The sequence below is a fragment of the Streptomyces sp. NBC_01176 genome (assembly GCF_045039825.1).
Taxonomy (GTDB): Bacteria; Actinomycetota; Actinomycetes; order Streptomycetales; family Streptomycetaceae; genus Streptomyces.
On the sequence record NZ_CP108600.1, the window covers coordinates 840,728 to 854,244 of the forward strand.

Consider the following 13,517-nt stretch of genomic DNA (forward strand, 5'->3'; position numbering starts at 1 on the left):
ACACCCCGCAGGATCCGGCCATGCCCACCGCTCTCCGGCCGCTGTTCGCCGGCATCGACATCGGCGGCACCACCACCCAGGTGGTGGTCTGCTCCGACGACCTGACGGTCCTCGACCGCGCAGAGGCCGCCACTCCGGCGCGCGAGGGCGGCCAGGCGATGGTCGGCGCCGCGCTCGACGCGCTCGCCCCACTGCTGGCCCGTACCCCGGGCCGCCTGGTGGGCGCCGGAGTAGGCGCCGCCGGGGTGGTGGACTCCGCGAACGGCCGCATCCTGGTCGCCAGCGACTCCTTCCGCGGCTGGGCCGGCTTCGGTGTCACCGCCGCCGTCGAGGACGCCCTCGGCGTCCCGGCCTACCTGGACAACGACGTCAACGCCTTCCTCTTCGGAGAGGTCCACGGCGGGGCGGTGCGCGGTGAGGCCGACGTCCTCGGCATGACCCTCGGGACCGGTGTCGGCGGCGCCCTGTGGACCAACGGCGCCCTGTACGCGGGTCCGCACGGCGCGGCCGGCGAGATCGGGCACATCCCCGGCTTCGGAGACCTGCCCTGCTCCTGCGGCGGCCGCGGCCACCTGGAGACGCTGGCCTCCGGCCGCTCCATAGGCGCTCGTTACGCCGACCGCACCGGCCGGCGGCGTACCGCCCGTGAAGTCGCCGAGGCCGCTGCCCGAGGCGACGACGACGCTCGCGCGGTGTACCGCGCCGCGGGGGCGGGCATCGCCCGTGCGATCGTGATCACGGCGGGTGTCGCCGATATCACCACGGTGGTCGTCGGCGGGGGCGTCAGCCGCGCCTGGCCCCTGCTCGAACCCTTCATCCTGTCCGCCCTCGCCGCCGATCCCCCCGTCAGCGGTCACCCCGTCCGCCTGGTCCGGGCCGCCCTGGCCTCCGACGCCGTCCCGGTCGGCGCCGCCGCCCGCGTCCGAGGCGAACTGGGTACGGGGCTGCGGGCGTTGACGTAGGGACAGGACCAACGGCCCCCGAGGCCCGTGAGGCAGGACCGGCCACGCCGGCCTGACGGCCCGGGTGCGCGCAGGCGACGGAGCGATCCCGCCGTCCGCGCGCCCGGTCCGCGCCGGATGCGGTGGTCCGTTCCGGGCTGGTCAGGCGAGCCGAGCCGCCGCGATGTGACGGCCAAGGGTCCGAACGAGGAAGAGAGTTGGACGTGGTGCGCTCACGCGTGGCCGGGCTGAATGAGTCCTTCGCGTGTGTCACGGTGCGTCCTGGTTCTCCGTCGCGAAGGCATGCTTCCGCATGAGTGCGATCACGAGGAGGCTGAGGACCCCGAGCGCCGCCGCGGCGATGGCGTCGGCGGTGATGTCGAGGCGCTGCAGGAGGACGCCGCCGATGATGCCGCCGAGTGCCATGGCCGCGTTCCACAAGCTCACGAGGAGCGCTTGCGCGGTGTCGGCGATGGCTGGGCCGCGTCGCATCCCGGCGTGGCCGGCTGCGGTCTGCAGGAGTGTGGGCGTACCGCCCCATCCCAGGCCCCACACGAGGGCTGCGACCCAGACGACGGCCTGTGCCGTGGTGGCGGCGAAGGCGGCGGTGGCGAGGGTGAACAGCGTTGCGGCGGTCAGCGCGAGCCCGCGAAGGTGCCCGTCGATGTGACGACCGGTGTACCAAATGCTGACCAGGCACGCGATGCCGAAAGCCAGCAGGATCGCGTCCACCGCGGTGGCGAGGCCGGCGTCCCGCAGGTACGGCGCGATGTACGCGTAGATGATCGTGTGACCGAGGACGAAGGTCACGACGACGACCATGACGGCGCCGACCCCGGGGACCCGAAGCGTTTCCCGGATGGTCGGTTTCGGCTCTTCGACTGTCGTCGTCGGCCGGCTTACGGCGGGAACACTGAACGCGATCCACCCGATGACGGCGAGGGTGATCACTGAGACGGCGGCGAAGGACGCCCGCCACCCGATCTGTTGCCCGATCAGCGTCCCGGCGGGAACACCCAGCGACAGCGCCAGGGGGATCCCGGCCATCGCGATCGCGATGGCACGGCCTTCCAGGCCGGGAGACGCGATGCGGCGCGCGTAGCCGGCGAGGATGGCCCACGCGAGTCCGGCGGCCACGCCGGCGAGGAAACGCCCGCAGAGCAGGACCGCGTAGCCGGGCGCGGCAGCAGTGAGCGTGTTCGCGATCAGGAAGACGGTCGTGGCGCACAGCAGCAGAGGCTTGCGCCGAACTCCCGCGGTGGCGGCGGCCAGCGGTATGGCGGTCAGGGCCGTGCCGGCGGCGTACACGGTGACGGCCTGGCCCGCCGCACCAGAGCTGACGCCGAGAGAAGAGGTCATCTGCGGGAGGACGCCTGCCGGGAGGGTTTCGGTCAGGCTGGTGAGGAAGACCGCGCTTCCCAGTGCCAGGAGCGCGGACCACGGCAGGAGTTCACGTCCTGTCGGAGAGACTGTTGTGGTCGTCATGCACCGATCTTGAAACCTTCACATTGATGTGAGGGTCAAGGGCGCGGGCGCACGGTTGCTCTCGACTACGCTCGAGGTTGTGCGGATTGGTGAACTGTCACGGTTGACGGGCGCGTCCCGGCGTCTGCTGCGCTACTACGAGGAGCAGGGCCTGATCGTCCCCGATAGGTCGACGAACGGATACCGTGAGTACGACGAACGGTACGTGGACCGCGTGCGGCAGATCCGCGGTCTGCTGGCGGCAGGGCTGCCGACTCGGATCATCAAGCAGATCCTGCCGTGCTTGGACAAACCCAGGTCCATACACTTCCCGGACGCGACCCCGGAAATGTTGGCGTTGCTGACCTCGGAACGGGACAAGCTCACCGAGCGGATCGAGGTGCTCACCCGTAACCGGGACGCGATGACCGAGTACTTCGCCGAGGTGGAGCAGCATCGCGCCCCGGTTGAGCCCGATCGGCCGCGGGGCACCTGACGCCAGTTCCTCAAGACGACCTGCACCACCGTCGGTTGTTCCAGGTGCACGTGGTGGCCGCACTGGTCGCGGGCTCGGGTCGTCCGGCGCCGGACAAGGTCCCCGGAACAGCGACTTACGAAGCGGGGTTGTGGATGGTTCGGGTTGCGGTGCTCTCCGCGGGGTCGTGGGGCACGACCATGGCCAAGGTCTTCGCGGACGCCGGCAGCGACGTCGTCGTCCATGCCCGGCGCCCGGAAGTCGCCGACGCGATCAATCAGCGTCACGAGAATCCCGCTTACCTCCCGGGCATCGCCCTGCCCGACCGACTGCGTGCCACGGTCAGTGCGGCCGAAGCGCTCGATGGTGCGGCGCACGTGGTGTTGTCGATCCCCTCGCAGACGCTCCGTACGAACCTCACGGTCTGGGCCCCTCACATCGGCCGAGGCGCGGTGGTGGTCAGCCTCATGAAGGGGATCGAGACCCGCACCGGCCTGCGGATGACACAGGTGGTCCACGAGGTGACCCGCATCCCCGTCGAGCGGATCGCGATCCTGTCCGGCCCGAACCTCGCCCGGGAGATCGCCGCCAGGCAGCCCGCGGCGGCCGTCATCGCATGCCCCGACGAGCACGCGGCGACCGCCCTGCAAAGGGCGTGCCACACGCACTACTTCCGCCCCTGCACGGGCCCCGACGTGGTGGGCTGCGAGCTCGGCGGCGCGGTGAAGAACGTCATCGCCCTCGCGATCGACCTCGCCACCGGCCTGGGCCTGGGCGACAACGCCCGGGCACTGCTCATCACCCGCGGCCTCGCGGAGACCGCCCGGCTCGGCGCGGTCATGGGCGCGGACCCCTTGACGTTCTCCGGACTCGCCGGTGCCGGGGACCTCGTCGCCACCTGCGCCTCCCCGCTCTCCAGGAACCGCACCTTCGGCGAACACCTCGGCCGCGGGCTGAGTGTCGACGAGGCCACGGCAGCGACGCAGCAGACCGCGGAGGGCGTGCAATCGTGCCGCGCCGTCCTCGACCTCGCGGGCACCTACGGCGTGGAGATGCCGATCACCGAGGTGGTCTCCGCCGTCATCGCGGGCGCCCTGTCCGTCCCGGACGCCGCGGCGGCCCTGATGTCCAGGACACCGAAACCGGAACGCTACGGCGTCTGACGCCTCGTCCGCCGGGGAGCTCCGGCCCAGGCGACTGAGGTGCCCCGGCTGAGGTGGAGTCGGGGTGCTCCGGTCCGAGCGACCGAGGGGGTGTCCTCACAACGAGTCGATCATGCCGTTGTCACAGCGGTCGCCGATTGCGCCCATCAGGGGAAGCAGACCCGAGGCCGAGCGCGTTCGGTGAAGGTCCAGGATGTGCACCGCGCGCCTTGAGACCGCCCGCGTGAGCCACTGGGCTCGTGACCACCCGAGCAGCTCATCACGGTTGGAGAGGGGGCGATCAGCTCTCGGCCGGCCCGCCGATCGCTTCGGTCACGGTTTCGCGCACGATCCGCACCGCACGATCCACATCGAGGCGCGTCACGTCCAGGTGGAACACGAAGCGCAGTTGGCCCGGATATGCCGCGCACAGGAGGCCGCGACGCTTCAGCCGGGCGCTCACCTCGTCGGCGTCGAGGCCGGACGCAGGCTTCGCGAAGACCATGTTGGTCCCGCTCGGCACCACGGTCAGGCCCTCCAGCCCCTTCAGTCCCTCCGCGAACAGCGCGGCGTGGGCGTGGTCGTCCGCGAGCCGTGTCACGTGGTGGTCGAGCGCGTGGAGAGCCCCAGCCGCCAGGACGCCCGCCTGGCGCATCCCGCCACCGAGAACCTTGCGCCAGCGTCGCGCACCCGCCACGAACTCCCGGGACCCCACGAGCGCCGAGCCGACCGGCGCTCCGAGTCCCTTGCTGAAGCAGACCGAGACGCTGTCGAAGTGACCGGCGATCCGCCGTGCCTGGTCGTACGGGTCGTCCCCGCCGGCCACCGCGGCGTTGAACAGCCGCGCCCCGTCCAGATGCGTGGCGAGTCCGTGGTCCCGGGCGATCTGTGTGGCCGTCTTGAGGTAGTCCATGGACACGGCCCGGCCGCCGACCGTGTTCTCCAGGCAGAGCAACCGGGTTCGGGCGAAGTGCGGGTCGTCCGGTTTCACGGCCGCCGCGATGTCCTGCGGATCCAGCGTCCCGTCCGCTCGGTGCGGGAGCGGCTGGGGCTGAATGCCTCCGAGCACGGCCGCGCCGCCGCCTTCCCACCGGTACGTGTGGGCCATCTGACCGGCGATGTACTCGTCCCCGCGACCGCAGTGGGTCAGCAGAGCGCACAGGTTGCTCTGCGTTCCCGAGGAGACGAACAGCGCGGACTCGAATCCGAGGATCCCGGCGATCCGCTCCTGGAGCGCGTTGACGGTGGGATCGTCGCCGAAGACGTCGTCCCCCACTTCGGCCTCGGCCATGGCTCGGCGCATGGCCTCGCTGGGCCGGGTGACGGTGTCGCTGCGCAGATCGATGAGGTGACCGGGCTCGTCGCGGGCGGCGTCCGCCTCGTTCTCGGCGTGGGAGACATCGACGGGGTCAGCGGCGCGGGCGCTATCGGTGGTCGGCACACGCACACTCTGCCACGGCTGGACGGGCCGCGACCGCCCGGGGGGACGACGGTCAGGAGAGTGCCGTCCTGGCCGCCCATCCCGGCGGTTCCTCGCGGGGCGCCTGTTCTTCGCAGGATGCCCGGTCCCCGCGGGACGCCTGTTCCACCGCCTGCCCGTACGGAGACCCCGTGACGCCGTCGGCGAACCCCGTTTGTCAGGCGGCTTCCTCGACAGCGGGCTCCTCGACAGCAGGCTCCTCGATGGTGTGGGAGTCGGTGAGGCTCAGCGCGCCACCGGCCGCGATCAGTCCGACGACGACCGCGAGAAGGGCGTAGGTGATCCGTTCGCCGTGGAAGAACGACGCGACCAGGCCGCCGCTCCAGGTGCCCGCGGGGAGCTGGGTCGTGACCAACGCGGCGATCAGGGTGCCGACGACAGCCGTACCGACGCTGGAACCGACCTCCTGCGCGGTGTCGTTGAGGGCAGCACCGATGGAGGTGCGGTTGCTCGGCATCGCGTCGACGAGTGCGACCGCGCAGATCGTCATCACGGTGCGCAGTCCCACGGTCATGAGCACCATGCAGACAGCGATGGCGGCATACCCGTGGTCGACCCCCCAGGAGAGACCTGCCAGCGATCCGGCCAGGCAGGCCGCGCCCACCAGGCACGCGATGCGGTGGCCGAACCGGCGCCCGAGCCACTCGGAGAGGGGAGTCGCGGTGAGCATCGTCACGATGATCGGCAGGTTGGCCAGACCGGCCCGTACCGGGCTCCACCCGTAGGCGTACTGGAAGTGGAGGATCAGCCCGAACATCACGCTGGCCATCGCGATGGACGTCCCGATCTGCGCGATGGCGGCGCCCCGGACGGTGCCGTTCGAGAAGAGACCCAGATCCAGCATGGGAGCCGCGCTGCGTCGCTCGTGCCGGATGAACGCCGCCGCCGCCACGACGGCGCCCACGATCGACGCGAGCGTGATCGCGGAGAGCCAGCCGTGCTCGACGCCGCTGGTCAGCGAGTAGCAGGCGAGTCCGATCGCGGTGACGCTCAGGGCGGCGCCCGGCACGTCGAGGGCGTCCTTGGTCAGATCCTCCGGCCGGTCGGCCGGTACGCCGAGCCGGACGCCGACGCACGCGATCACTGCGATCGGGGCGTTGACGACCAGCAGCCACTCCCACCGCACGTGGGCCAGCGCGGTGCCACCGAGCAGCGGCCCGAGGACGAAGCCGGACATGCCGACGACGATCATCACCGTCATGGCGCGCATCCGCAGGGCCTTGTCGTCGAACAGGCGGAAGACCAGTGAGTTCGTGATCGGGGCCATGGCCGCGGCGGCGACACCGAGTGCGGCCCGCAGGGCGATGAGCTCGCCTGTCGTGGTGACGAGGACGACGCACAGACTCAGCGAGCCGAACACGGCGAGCCCGATCAGCAGCACCCGGCGGCGGCCGAGCCGGTCGGCCATCGACCCGGCGGTGAGCAGCAGGCCGCCGAACGTCAGCGAGTACGCCCCGGTCACCCATTGCAGAGCGGTCGTCCCGCTGCCGAGGTCGCGGCCGATGGTGGGCAGCGCGATCGACAGCAACGTGTTGTCGACCATCTCGACGAAGAAGGCCAGGCAGAGGGCAGCCAGGGGAATCCACGCCGCGCGTAGGGACGGGTAGGTGTTGCGTGACGGATTTCGAAGCGTGGCGGTGGTCATGACAGCCCTTTCGATCGAACGTCGTTCGGCTATCGAACAACGTACGATGCGCTACGATAGAACAACGTTCGATACGACGCAAGACGTGATGGGATGGAAGCCATGGCACGCCTGCAAGACCGGTCAAGCGCGGGACGTCGACGGGCTTCGCACTCGATGGAGTCCGTACTCACCGAGGCGGTGGCCCTGCTCGACGAGGCCGGCGCGCCGGCGCTGACGTTCCGGGCGCTCGCACAGCGCCTCGGTGGCGGCGTCGCCAGCATCTACTGGTACGTCGCGAGCAAGGACGAACTGCTCGACCGCGCCACCGACCACGTGATGGGCGCGGTGCTGGCCGATGTCGAGAAACTTCCGGGCAGCGACGACCCGATCGACGACCTTCGCGGGATGGCCGTGACACTGTTCGACGCGATCGTGGACCGGCCTTGGCTGGGCGCCTACTTCATGCGCAACACCAACACCCAGAGCAACTCCTTGCGCCTGTACGAGAGGCTCGGCCAGCAGACCCTTCGTCTGGATCTCAGTGCGCACCAGCGGTTTCACGCCGTGTCCGCGATCGTAGGGGTCGTCGTCGGCTCCGCCGTCGACATGGGGCAGGAGCCACCTCAGGAGGTCCTCGACGGCGCCGTGGACCGCGACGAGTTCCTCGGCCGCTACGCCGAGGCCTGGCGGGAGCTCGACCCCGAGGACTTCCCGTTCGTGCACGAGATCGTCGACGAGTTCGACGGCCACGACGACGTCGACCAGTTCCGCTCCGCACTGGAGCTGACCCTGACGGGCCTCCGCCTGCAAGCCGGAGGCTGAGCAGGTCTGGTTCTCCGGGCACATCCCACCACCGCCGAGAGGTACCCACACCGCCCGAGCAGGACGGTCCCCATCGATGTCTTCCGACAGGGCGGCCCCCAGGCCGACTTCACGGCCAGAAGCCGCTACGAGCGGGTGCCGAGCCACCATCGCCTGCAGATCGGCGACCCGATCGTCCAGCCTGGCCCGGGACGCACCGGTTGCCATGGGTGCGCTTCCCGAGCAATGGCGGCGATCAGCTCCAGAGATGAAACGCGCCGCCGGTCCATGACACTTGCCGCTGCGGCATCCCGTTGACGGTGATCCGAAATCCGCCACTCCCGCTCAGGGAACTCACTTTTGAACATGTTCAAGTGTGCGCGTACGCTACTGCCATGAGCGACAGAGCCGCCCTGTTGAAGGGCATTCGCGCATGGCTGGTCTTCTTCGTCGTCTGCCTGGTGCTCAGCGGCGCCACGGCCTTCCCCCTGGTGCACGAACTGCACTGGACCGAGGACCTGTTGCGATCCCTTTCGGTTCCCGAGCACCTGCCCGCCCTGATGGACTGGATCGAGCGCGTACGCCGCGGACTCGACACCGCGGACGCCGAGTACCCCTTCCTCCTGTACGGCACGGACTGGCTGGCCTTCGCCCACCTCGTGATCGCGATGGCCTTCTACGGGCCGTACCGCGACCCCGTCCGCAACATCTGGGTCGTCGAGTTCGGCATGATCGCCTGCGCCGGCATCGTCCCGCTCGCGCTGATCTGCGGGCCCCTCCGCGGAATTCCCTTCTGGTGGACCGTCATCGACATGTCCTTCGGATTCCTCGGGCTGATCCCCCTGTACGTCGTACGGAAGAAGATCAAGCGGTTGGAGGCGCTCAGCCCCCATCCCGGACCTACCCCGGCACCTGCCGTCTAGCGCGCTGCACACGGCGCTGGTGGTCTGCCCCCCCGGAAGCCTAGGTCGGGCTGCCGTCGTGCAGATGCGGGGCACGGTCTCCGAGGACGGCCAGGACCTCCCGCAAGGCCTGGCCGTGAAGCTCCGGGAAGAAGTCCCGGTCGATCCTGCCCTCGCGGGCCCAGATGCCGGCGAGCGCCGCCGCGCAGAGCTGGGCCAGGACGCTCTCGAACTGCTCCCGCCGAAGGACCTTGAAGATCTCCTGTTCGAACCAGGCTCCCGAGTGGTCCTCCAGGTCCATGGCGGCGTCGAGCTGGTCCCCCTCGGGCGCATCAGCATCATTGAGGACGGCGAGCAATTGGACCGCGACGACATCGTCCGGCTGTGACATCACCAGTGCAACTCACTCCCCATAGGCGATCTTCGGTTCCACAGTGAGGGTCTCATCGTCTGACCAGTCCACTGATGAGGTTGCGGTGGGCAGAGGTTACCGGCCACGGTCGAGTCCAGCGGTCCAACAACGACACAGGGCGGCGAAACGGCTCGGGCCGCCGGAGCGGACGACGCTGAAATGCCGCGGCCCGCAATGCTCACAACCCCTCATCTGAGTGCTCAGGCTCCCTCTGGCTCACGCGGGATCAGGTGCGGAGCGCGGGCTCCGAGGATGCCAAGCACCTCGTCCAGGGCCGTCCTGCGAAGCTCCGGGAAGAAGTCCCGGTCGATCCTGCCCTCGCGGGCCCAGATGCCCGCGAGCGCCGCCGCGCAGACCTGGGCCAGGACGCTCTCGAACTGCTCCCGCCGAAGGACCTTGAAGATCTCCTGTTCGAACCAGGCTCCCGAGTGGTCCTCCAGGTCCATGGCGGCGTCGAGCTGGTCCCCCTCGGGCGCATCAGCATCATTGAGGACGGCGAGCAATTGGACCGCGACGACATCGTCCGGCTGTGACCTCATCGACCCGGCTCTCCCTCTCGAACTGCCCTTGGTCTCCGCGGCGATGCTCTCACCGAAACGGCTCCCCCTGACGCCCTGCCGCCGGCGCACTCCGCCCGCCCTCGCTTCCTCAGTCCGACCGACGTCATGGAGGATTTCCCGTTCTCCGAGCCGACGTCATCGTCCTTGGATGCTGGCAGATTTCCTGTCGCTTCCTGAGCATTTCAGAATGAGCCTGGTGGACGCGATACCGCGCATTCGCGGATTCCGGGGTCGTCCGCCTCACAGGCCGGGCCGGCTGGATGCCGACCGCGGCTACGACTACGACAAGTACCGCCGCCTTCTCCGGGCCCGCGGCATCACACCGACGATCGCACGCAGGGGCACGGCCCACGGCTCCGGCCCGAGCACAACCCGCTGGGTCGTCGAGCGGACCTTCGCCCGGCTCCACCAGTTCAAACGCCCGCGGATCCGTTACGAGACACGCGCCGACCTTCATCTCGGCCTGCTCCAACTCGCCTGCGGCAGCATCTGCTTGAGGCGACTCGGAACCTCATTCTGAAATGATCAGTCAGTCGCCGACCTCGTACTGACCGATCGTACGGAAGTGTCGGAGGGCCTCCGGGGAGCCGTCGTCGAGGGCCGCCTCGGCCGCGGCGCGGAGGGCGTCGCTGGTCTTCGGGTCCGCGAGCAGGCGGAAGATGTAGACGGCGTCGTCCTCGGCCTGGGCCAGGCGGTAGCCCGTCTGCCTGAAGGCCCGCAGCTCCTCCGGCGTGCCGCCGACAACCTCGTTGGCCTCCTGGGCCACCCGCTTGTCGCCGTTGGCCCGCGCCAGGTACAGGATGTGGGCGACCGCCACCCGGTCGTCCTCGGCCTGGGCCTGTACGTAGCCGGTCTCCAGCCACGCGCGCAGCGCTTCCGGGGAGCCGTCGTCGAGGACCTGGTTGGCCTCCCGGATCACCCGCTTGTCGCCGTTGGCCGTCGCCACGAACAGGATGTGGGCGACCGCCACCCGGTCGTCCTCGGCCTGGGCCAGTCGGTAGCCGGTCTTCAGGAAGGCTCGCATGTCCTCCACGGTGCCGCTGAGGGCCTCATTGGCCTCTCGGACGACCGCCACTCCACTGTTCTCGTCCGCCAGGATGTCGGTTATGGCGGTGCGCAGTTCGGCCTCCGACATCTCGTCCACCGGGGTGTCGGACGTGGTCGACACGGTGGTGGCCGGGGCCTGGGGTCCGGCGGCGAACGCCGGGGCGGTGAAGAGGAGGGCTGGGGTCAGGGCGGTGGCCACGACGAGCAGAGCCGCGCGGGTCGGTCTCATGAATGCATGCCTCCGTGATCAGACTGTCGATGATCAGATCCTCATCCCCGCACCGCGTCAGCGTCAATGTGAATTCTCCTGGGGTCGTGGAGAGTTGGGGACCGGATGGGGAGTCATGCGGGCCTCGCGTGACGAGCGGGTGTGGGGCAACGGGCGTCGCCGAATCCAGCCCGGCCCGTGTGGCGGGACGCGCGGGGCATCCCGCCACAGGGCCGGGCGGGCCGGGACCGTTCGGCTACTGCGAGACGCGCACGTAGTCGACCAGCATCTTCTGCGGGAAGACGGTGGTGGCGTTCGGGGCGCCCGGCCAGTCGCCGCCCACCGCGTTGTTGAGGATCATGTAGAACGGGTGGTCGTAGACCCACGGTCCCTTCGTCGTCTCCAGCGTGGAGCGGGCGACGGTGAAGAAGGCGTTGTTGTCGACCGTGAAGGTCATGTGGCTGGAGTCCCAGTCCAGCGCGTAGGTGTGGAAGGCGGACGAGAAGTCACTGCCGGCGACCTGGTACGGCGAACCGAAGCCTCCGCCGCCGTTGTAGGCCGGCGCGTGGAGGGTCGAGTAGACGGTGTCGGGCACCTTGCCGATGTGCTCCATGATGTCGATCTCACCGCAGGCCGGCCACGGCGTGCCGGTCTTGAAGTTGGAGCCCAGCAGCCAGAACGCGGGCCACAGTCCCTGGGTGCCGGTCACCTTGATCCGCGACTCGACGTGTCCGTAGGTGAAGTTGAAGTGGTCCGAGGTGTTGATACGGCCCGAGGTGTACTGGCAGGTCGTGGAGCCGGTCAGCGGATCGGTGGGGCAACTGGAGCCCGGGGTGACCTCCTTGCGGGCCTCTATGACGAGGTTCCCGGCACCGTCCATCGTGGTGTTCCTGGCGTTGGTGTAGTACTCCAGCTCGCCGTTGACACCGGGGCCGGTGTCCTGGGTCCACTTCGAGGCGTCCGGCGTGGTACCGGCCGCCGTGTTGAAGTCGTCCTGGAAGACGACGTGTTCGGGGTTGCCCGGGTCGGGCGGGTTGGCCGGCGGGGCCGTCGGGCTGCCTCCGGTGCCGAACACGTCGAAGGTCCACAGGGAGTAGCCGTACGCCGTGCCGCGCGCCGTACCGTACATCCGCACGTACCGGCCGGTGCCGTCGACGTTCAGGGTCTGCTTGAAGCCCGTGCTGGTGGTCGTCGAGTAGACGTCGGTCCAGTTGGCGTTGTCAGCCGAGACCTGCACCCTGTAGGCGCTGGCGTAGGCCGGGTCCCATTGCAGGACGACCTGGGTGACGTGCGCGCTCGCGCCGAGGTCGACGCTGATCCACTGCGGGTCGGTCCAGCCGCTGCCGGCGGCCGTGGCCCAGCGGGTCGCCGGATCGTGGTCGAAGGCCTTGGCGGGGGTGCAGCCGCCGCACTGCGCGTCGTCCTGCGAACTGGAGGCGGTGGCGGGCTTCTTGTAGGAGAGCAGCACCGCGTTGCCGCCGCCCGGCGGCGGTGTGGTCCCGGTGGTGAACACCTGGAACTCCCAGAGCGAGAAGCCGTACTGGGTGGCCCGGGTCGTCCCGTTCATACGGACGTAGCGGCCGGAGCCGGTCAGGGTGAGAAGCTCGGTGGCGCCGACACCGGTGGACGTCTGGTACACGGTGGTCCAGGTCGTGCCGTTGTCGGAGACCTGGATCTGGTACGCCTTCCCGTAGGCGGCCTCCCAGCTGAGCTGAACGCCGCAGATGCTCTGCGTGGCGCCGAGGTCGACCTGGATCCACTGCGGTTCGGCGGCGGTGCTCGACCAGCGGGTGTCGTTCCTGCCGTCCACGGCGGCCGACGCGGGAGTGCCGGCGTTCTCGGTGGACGAGGCCGTGGCGGGCTTGTTCAGCGCCGCGTTGGTGGTGGAGCATCCGGTGCCGCCGCTGCCACTGGTGCCGTAGACCTGGAACTCCCAGAGGGAGAAGCCGTATTGGGTGGCACGCGCCGTGCCGTACATACGGACGTAGCGGCCGGTGCCGTTGACGGTCAGCGTCTGAGTGCCGCCGGTGGCCGTGGTGGTGGAGTAGATGTCGGTCCAGGAAGTACCGTCCGCCGACGTCTGGATCTTGTACGCCGTGGCGTACGCGCTCTCCCAGTTCAGGACGACCTGGTTGACCGTGGAGGTCGAGCCCAGGTCGACCTGCAGCCACTGCGGGTCGGTGGCGGCGCTGGACCAGCGCGTACCGGCGTCGCCGTCCACCGCGGCGGAGGCGGGGGTGCCGACGTTCTCGGTGGACGAGGCGGTGACGGTCTTGCCTTGCGACAACAGCGTTCCGGCCGCCTGGGCGGGCGCCTGCACGAGAGCCAGCAGGCAGGTCGCCAGCAGAGCGGTGACGACGGTGAACAGCACGGTTCGGGGCGAACGGGGGCTGGGACGGCGGAATAAGCGGTACGGGGGTCTTCCACTCACGGCGTCTCCTGTGGGTTGGTCGCCGAA

12 protein-coding genes and 1 pseudogene are annotated in these 13,517 nt (G+C 69.7%); 6 read left to right on the top strand and 7 right to left on the bottom strand.

Annotated features, from left to right (window positions below):
• The first annotated feature begins 20 nt into the window (after window positions 1–20).
• The gene (locus OG199_RS03295; RefSeq protein WP_356804968.1) at window positions 21–962 is read left to right on the top strand and encodes an ROK family protein; all 942 of its coding nucleotides are present in this window, start codon (window positions 21–23) and stop codon (window positions 960–962) included.
• Window positions 963–1,211: 249 nt separating this feature from the next.
• Here the strand turns inward: OG199_RS03295 and OG199_RS03300 are convergent, their stop codons facing one another.
• Window positions 1,212–2,426, bottom strand: coding sequence for an MFS transporter (locus OG199_RS03300; RefSeq protein WP_401809168.1), 1,215 nt, complete (start codon window positions 2,424–2,426; stop codon window positions 1,212–1,214).
• Between the two features lie 79 nt (window positions 2,427–2,505).
• Between OG199_RS03300 and OG199_RS03305 the strand changes: the two genes are divergently transcribed.
• Both OG199_RS03305 and OG199_RS03310 read left to right on the top strand, forming a co-directional pair.
• Window positions 2,506–2,901 carry a MerR family transcriptional regulator gene (locus OG199_RS03305; RefSeq protein ID WP_356804966.1) on the top strand — a complete coding sequence of 132 codons (396 nt, stop codon included), beginning with the start codon at window positions 2,506–2,508 and terminating at the stop codon, window positions 2,899–2,901.
• A gap of 134 nt (window positions 2,902–3,035) precedes the next feature.
• Window positions 3,036–4,043: an NAD(P)H-dependent glycerol-3-phosphate dehydrogenase gene (locus OG199_RS03310; RefSeq protein WP_405827813.1), complete on the top strand. Its 1,008-nt coding sequence runs from the start codon at window positions 3,036–3,038 to the stop codon at window positions 4,041–4,043.
• Window positions 4,044–4,323: 280 nt separating this feature from the next.
• Here OG199_RS03310 and ltaE read toward each other — a convergent pair whose 3' ends face one another.
• Together ltaE and OG199_RS03320 are read right to left on the bottom strand one after the other, a co-directional pair.
• Complete coding sequence (gene ltaE, locus OG199_RS03315) at window positions 4,324–5,463, bottom strand: low-specificity L-threonine aldolase (protein WP_405827815.1); 1,140 nt, start codon at window positions 5,461–5,463, stop codon at window positions 4,324–4,326.
• Window positions 5,464–5,659: 196 nt separating this feature from the next.
• Complete coding sequence (locus OG199_RS03320) at window positions 5,660–7,147, bottom strand: MFS transporter (RefSeq protein WP_405827817.1); 1,488 nt, start codon at window positions 7,145–7,147, stop codon at window positions 5,660–5,662.
• A gap of 156 nt (window positions 7,148–7,303) precedes the next feature.
• On the opposite strand from OG199_RS03320, the gene OG199_RS03325 reads away from it, so the two are divergent.
• Together OG199_RS03325 and OG199_RS03330 are read left to right on the top strand one after the other, a co-directional pair.
• Window positions 7,304–7,951: a TetR family transcriptional regulator gene (locus OG199_RS03325; protein WP_356804958.1), complete on the top strand. Its 648-nt coding sequence runs from the start codon at window positions 7,304–7,306 to the stop codon at window positions 7,949–7,951.
• Window positions 7,952–8,325: 374 nt separating this feature from the next.
• Window positions 8,326–8,853, top strand: coding sequence for a hypothetical protein (locus tag OG199_RS03330; RefSeq protein WP_405827820.1), 528 nt, complete (start codon window positions 8,326–8,328; stop codon window positions 8,851–8,853).
• Window positions 8,854–8,893: 40 nt separating this feature from the next.
• On the opposite strand, the gene OG199_RS03335 is transcribed toward OG199_RS03330, so the two are convergent.
• Together OG199_RS03335 and OG199_RS03340 are read right to left on the bottom strand one after the other, a co-directional pair.
• Window positions 8,894–9,223 (bottom strand): hypothetical protein, encoded by a 330-nt coding sequence (locus OG199_RS03335; protein ID WP_405827822.1) that lies wholly within the window; start codon window positions 9,221–9,223, stop codon window positions 8,894–8,896.
• 221 nt (window positions 9,224–9,444) lie between these two features.
• Window positions 9,445–9,783 (bottom strand): hypothetical protein, encoded by a 339-nt coding sequence (locus tag OG199_RS03340; protein ID WP_405827824.1) that lies wholly within the window; start codon window positions 9,781–9,783, stop codon window positions 9,445–9,447.
• 214 nt (window positions 9,784–9,997) lie between these two features.
• Here OG199_RS03340 and OG199_RS03345 point away from each other — a divergent pair.
• Window positions 9,998–10,324: pseudogene (locus OG199_RS03345) on the top strand (transposase); the annotation flags it as partial.
• Window positions 10,325–10,333: 9 nt separating this feature from the next.
• Here the strand turns inward: OG199_RS03345 and OG199_RS03350 are convergent.
• Window positions 10,334–11,080 carry an ALF repeat-containing protein gene (locus OG199_RS03350; protein WP_405827826.1) on the bottom strand — a complete coding sequence of 249 codons (747 nt, stop codon included), beginning with the start codon at window positions 11,078–11,080 and terminating at the stop codon, window positions 10,334–10,336.
• A gap of 235 nt (window positions 11,081–11,315) precedes the next feature.
• Window positions 11,316–13,430 carry a discoidin domain-containing protein gene (locus OG199_RS03355; RefSeq protein WP_405827828.1) on the bottom strand — a complete coding sequence of 705 codons (2,115 nt, stop codon included), beginning with the start codon at window positions 13,428–13,430 and terminating at the stop codon, window positions 11,316–11,318.
• Window positions 13,431–13,517 lie beyond the last annotated feature (87 nt).

What these genes read in the sequence shown, in the direction of transcription:
- OG199_RS03295 (WP_356804968.1), top strand. Translation starts at nt 21, where the DNA reads ATGCCCACCGCTCTCCGGCCGCTGTTCGCCGGCATCGACATCGGCGGC.
- OG199_RS03300 (WP_401809168.1), bottom strand. Translation starts at nt 2,426, where the DNA reads ATGACGACCACAACAGTCTCTCCGACAGGACGTGAACTCCTGCCGTGG.
- OG199_RS03310 (WP_405827813.1), top strand. Translation starts at nt 3,036, where the DNA reads ATGGTTCGGGTTGCGGTGCTCTCCGCGGGGTCGTGGGGCACGACCATG.
- OG199_RS03320 (WP_405827817.1), bottom strand. Translation starts at nt 7,147, where the DNA reads ATGACCACCGCCACGCTTCGAAATCCGTCACGCAACACCTACCCGTCC.
- OG199_RS03325 (WP_356804958.1), top strand. Translation starts at nt 7,304, where the DNA reads ATGGAGTCCGTACTCACCGAGGCGGTGGCCCTGCTCGACGAGGCCGGC.
- OG199_RS03330 (WP_405827820.1), top strand. Translation starts at nt 8,326, where the DNA reads ATGAGCGACAGAGCCGCCCTGTTGAAGGGCATTCGCGCATGGCTGGTC.
- OG199_RS03335 (WP_405827822.1), bottom strand. Translation starts at nt 9,223, where the DNA reads ATGTCACAGCCGGACGATGTCGTCGCGGTCCAATTGCTCGCCGTCCTC.
- OG199_RS03340 (WP_405827824.1), bottom strand. Translation starts at nt 9,783, where the DNA reads ATGAGGTCACAGCCGGACGATGTCGTCGCGGTCCAATTGCTCGCCGTC.
- OG199_RS03350 (WP_405827826.1), bottom strand. Translation starts at nt 11,080, where the DNA reads ATGAGACCGACCCGCGCGGCTCTGCTCGTCGTGGCCACCGCCCTGACC.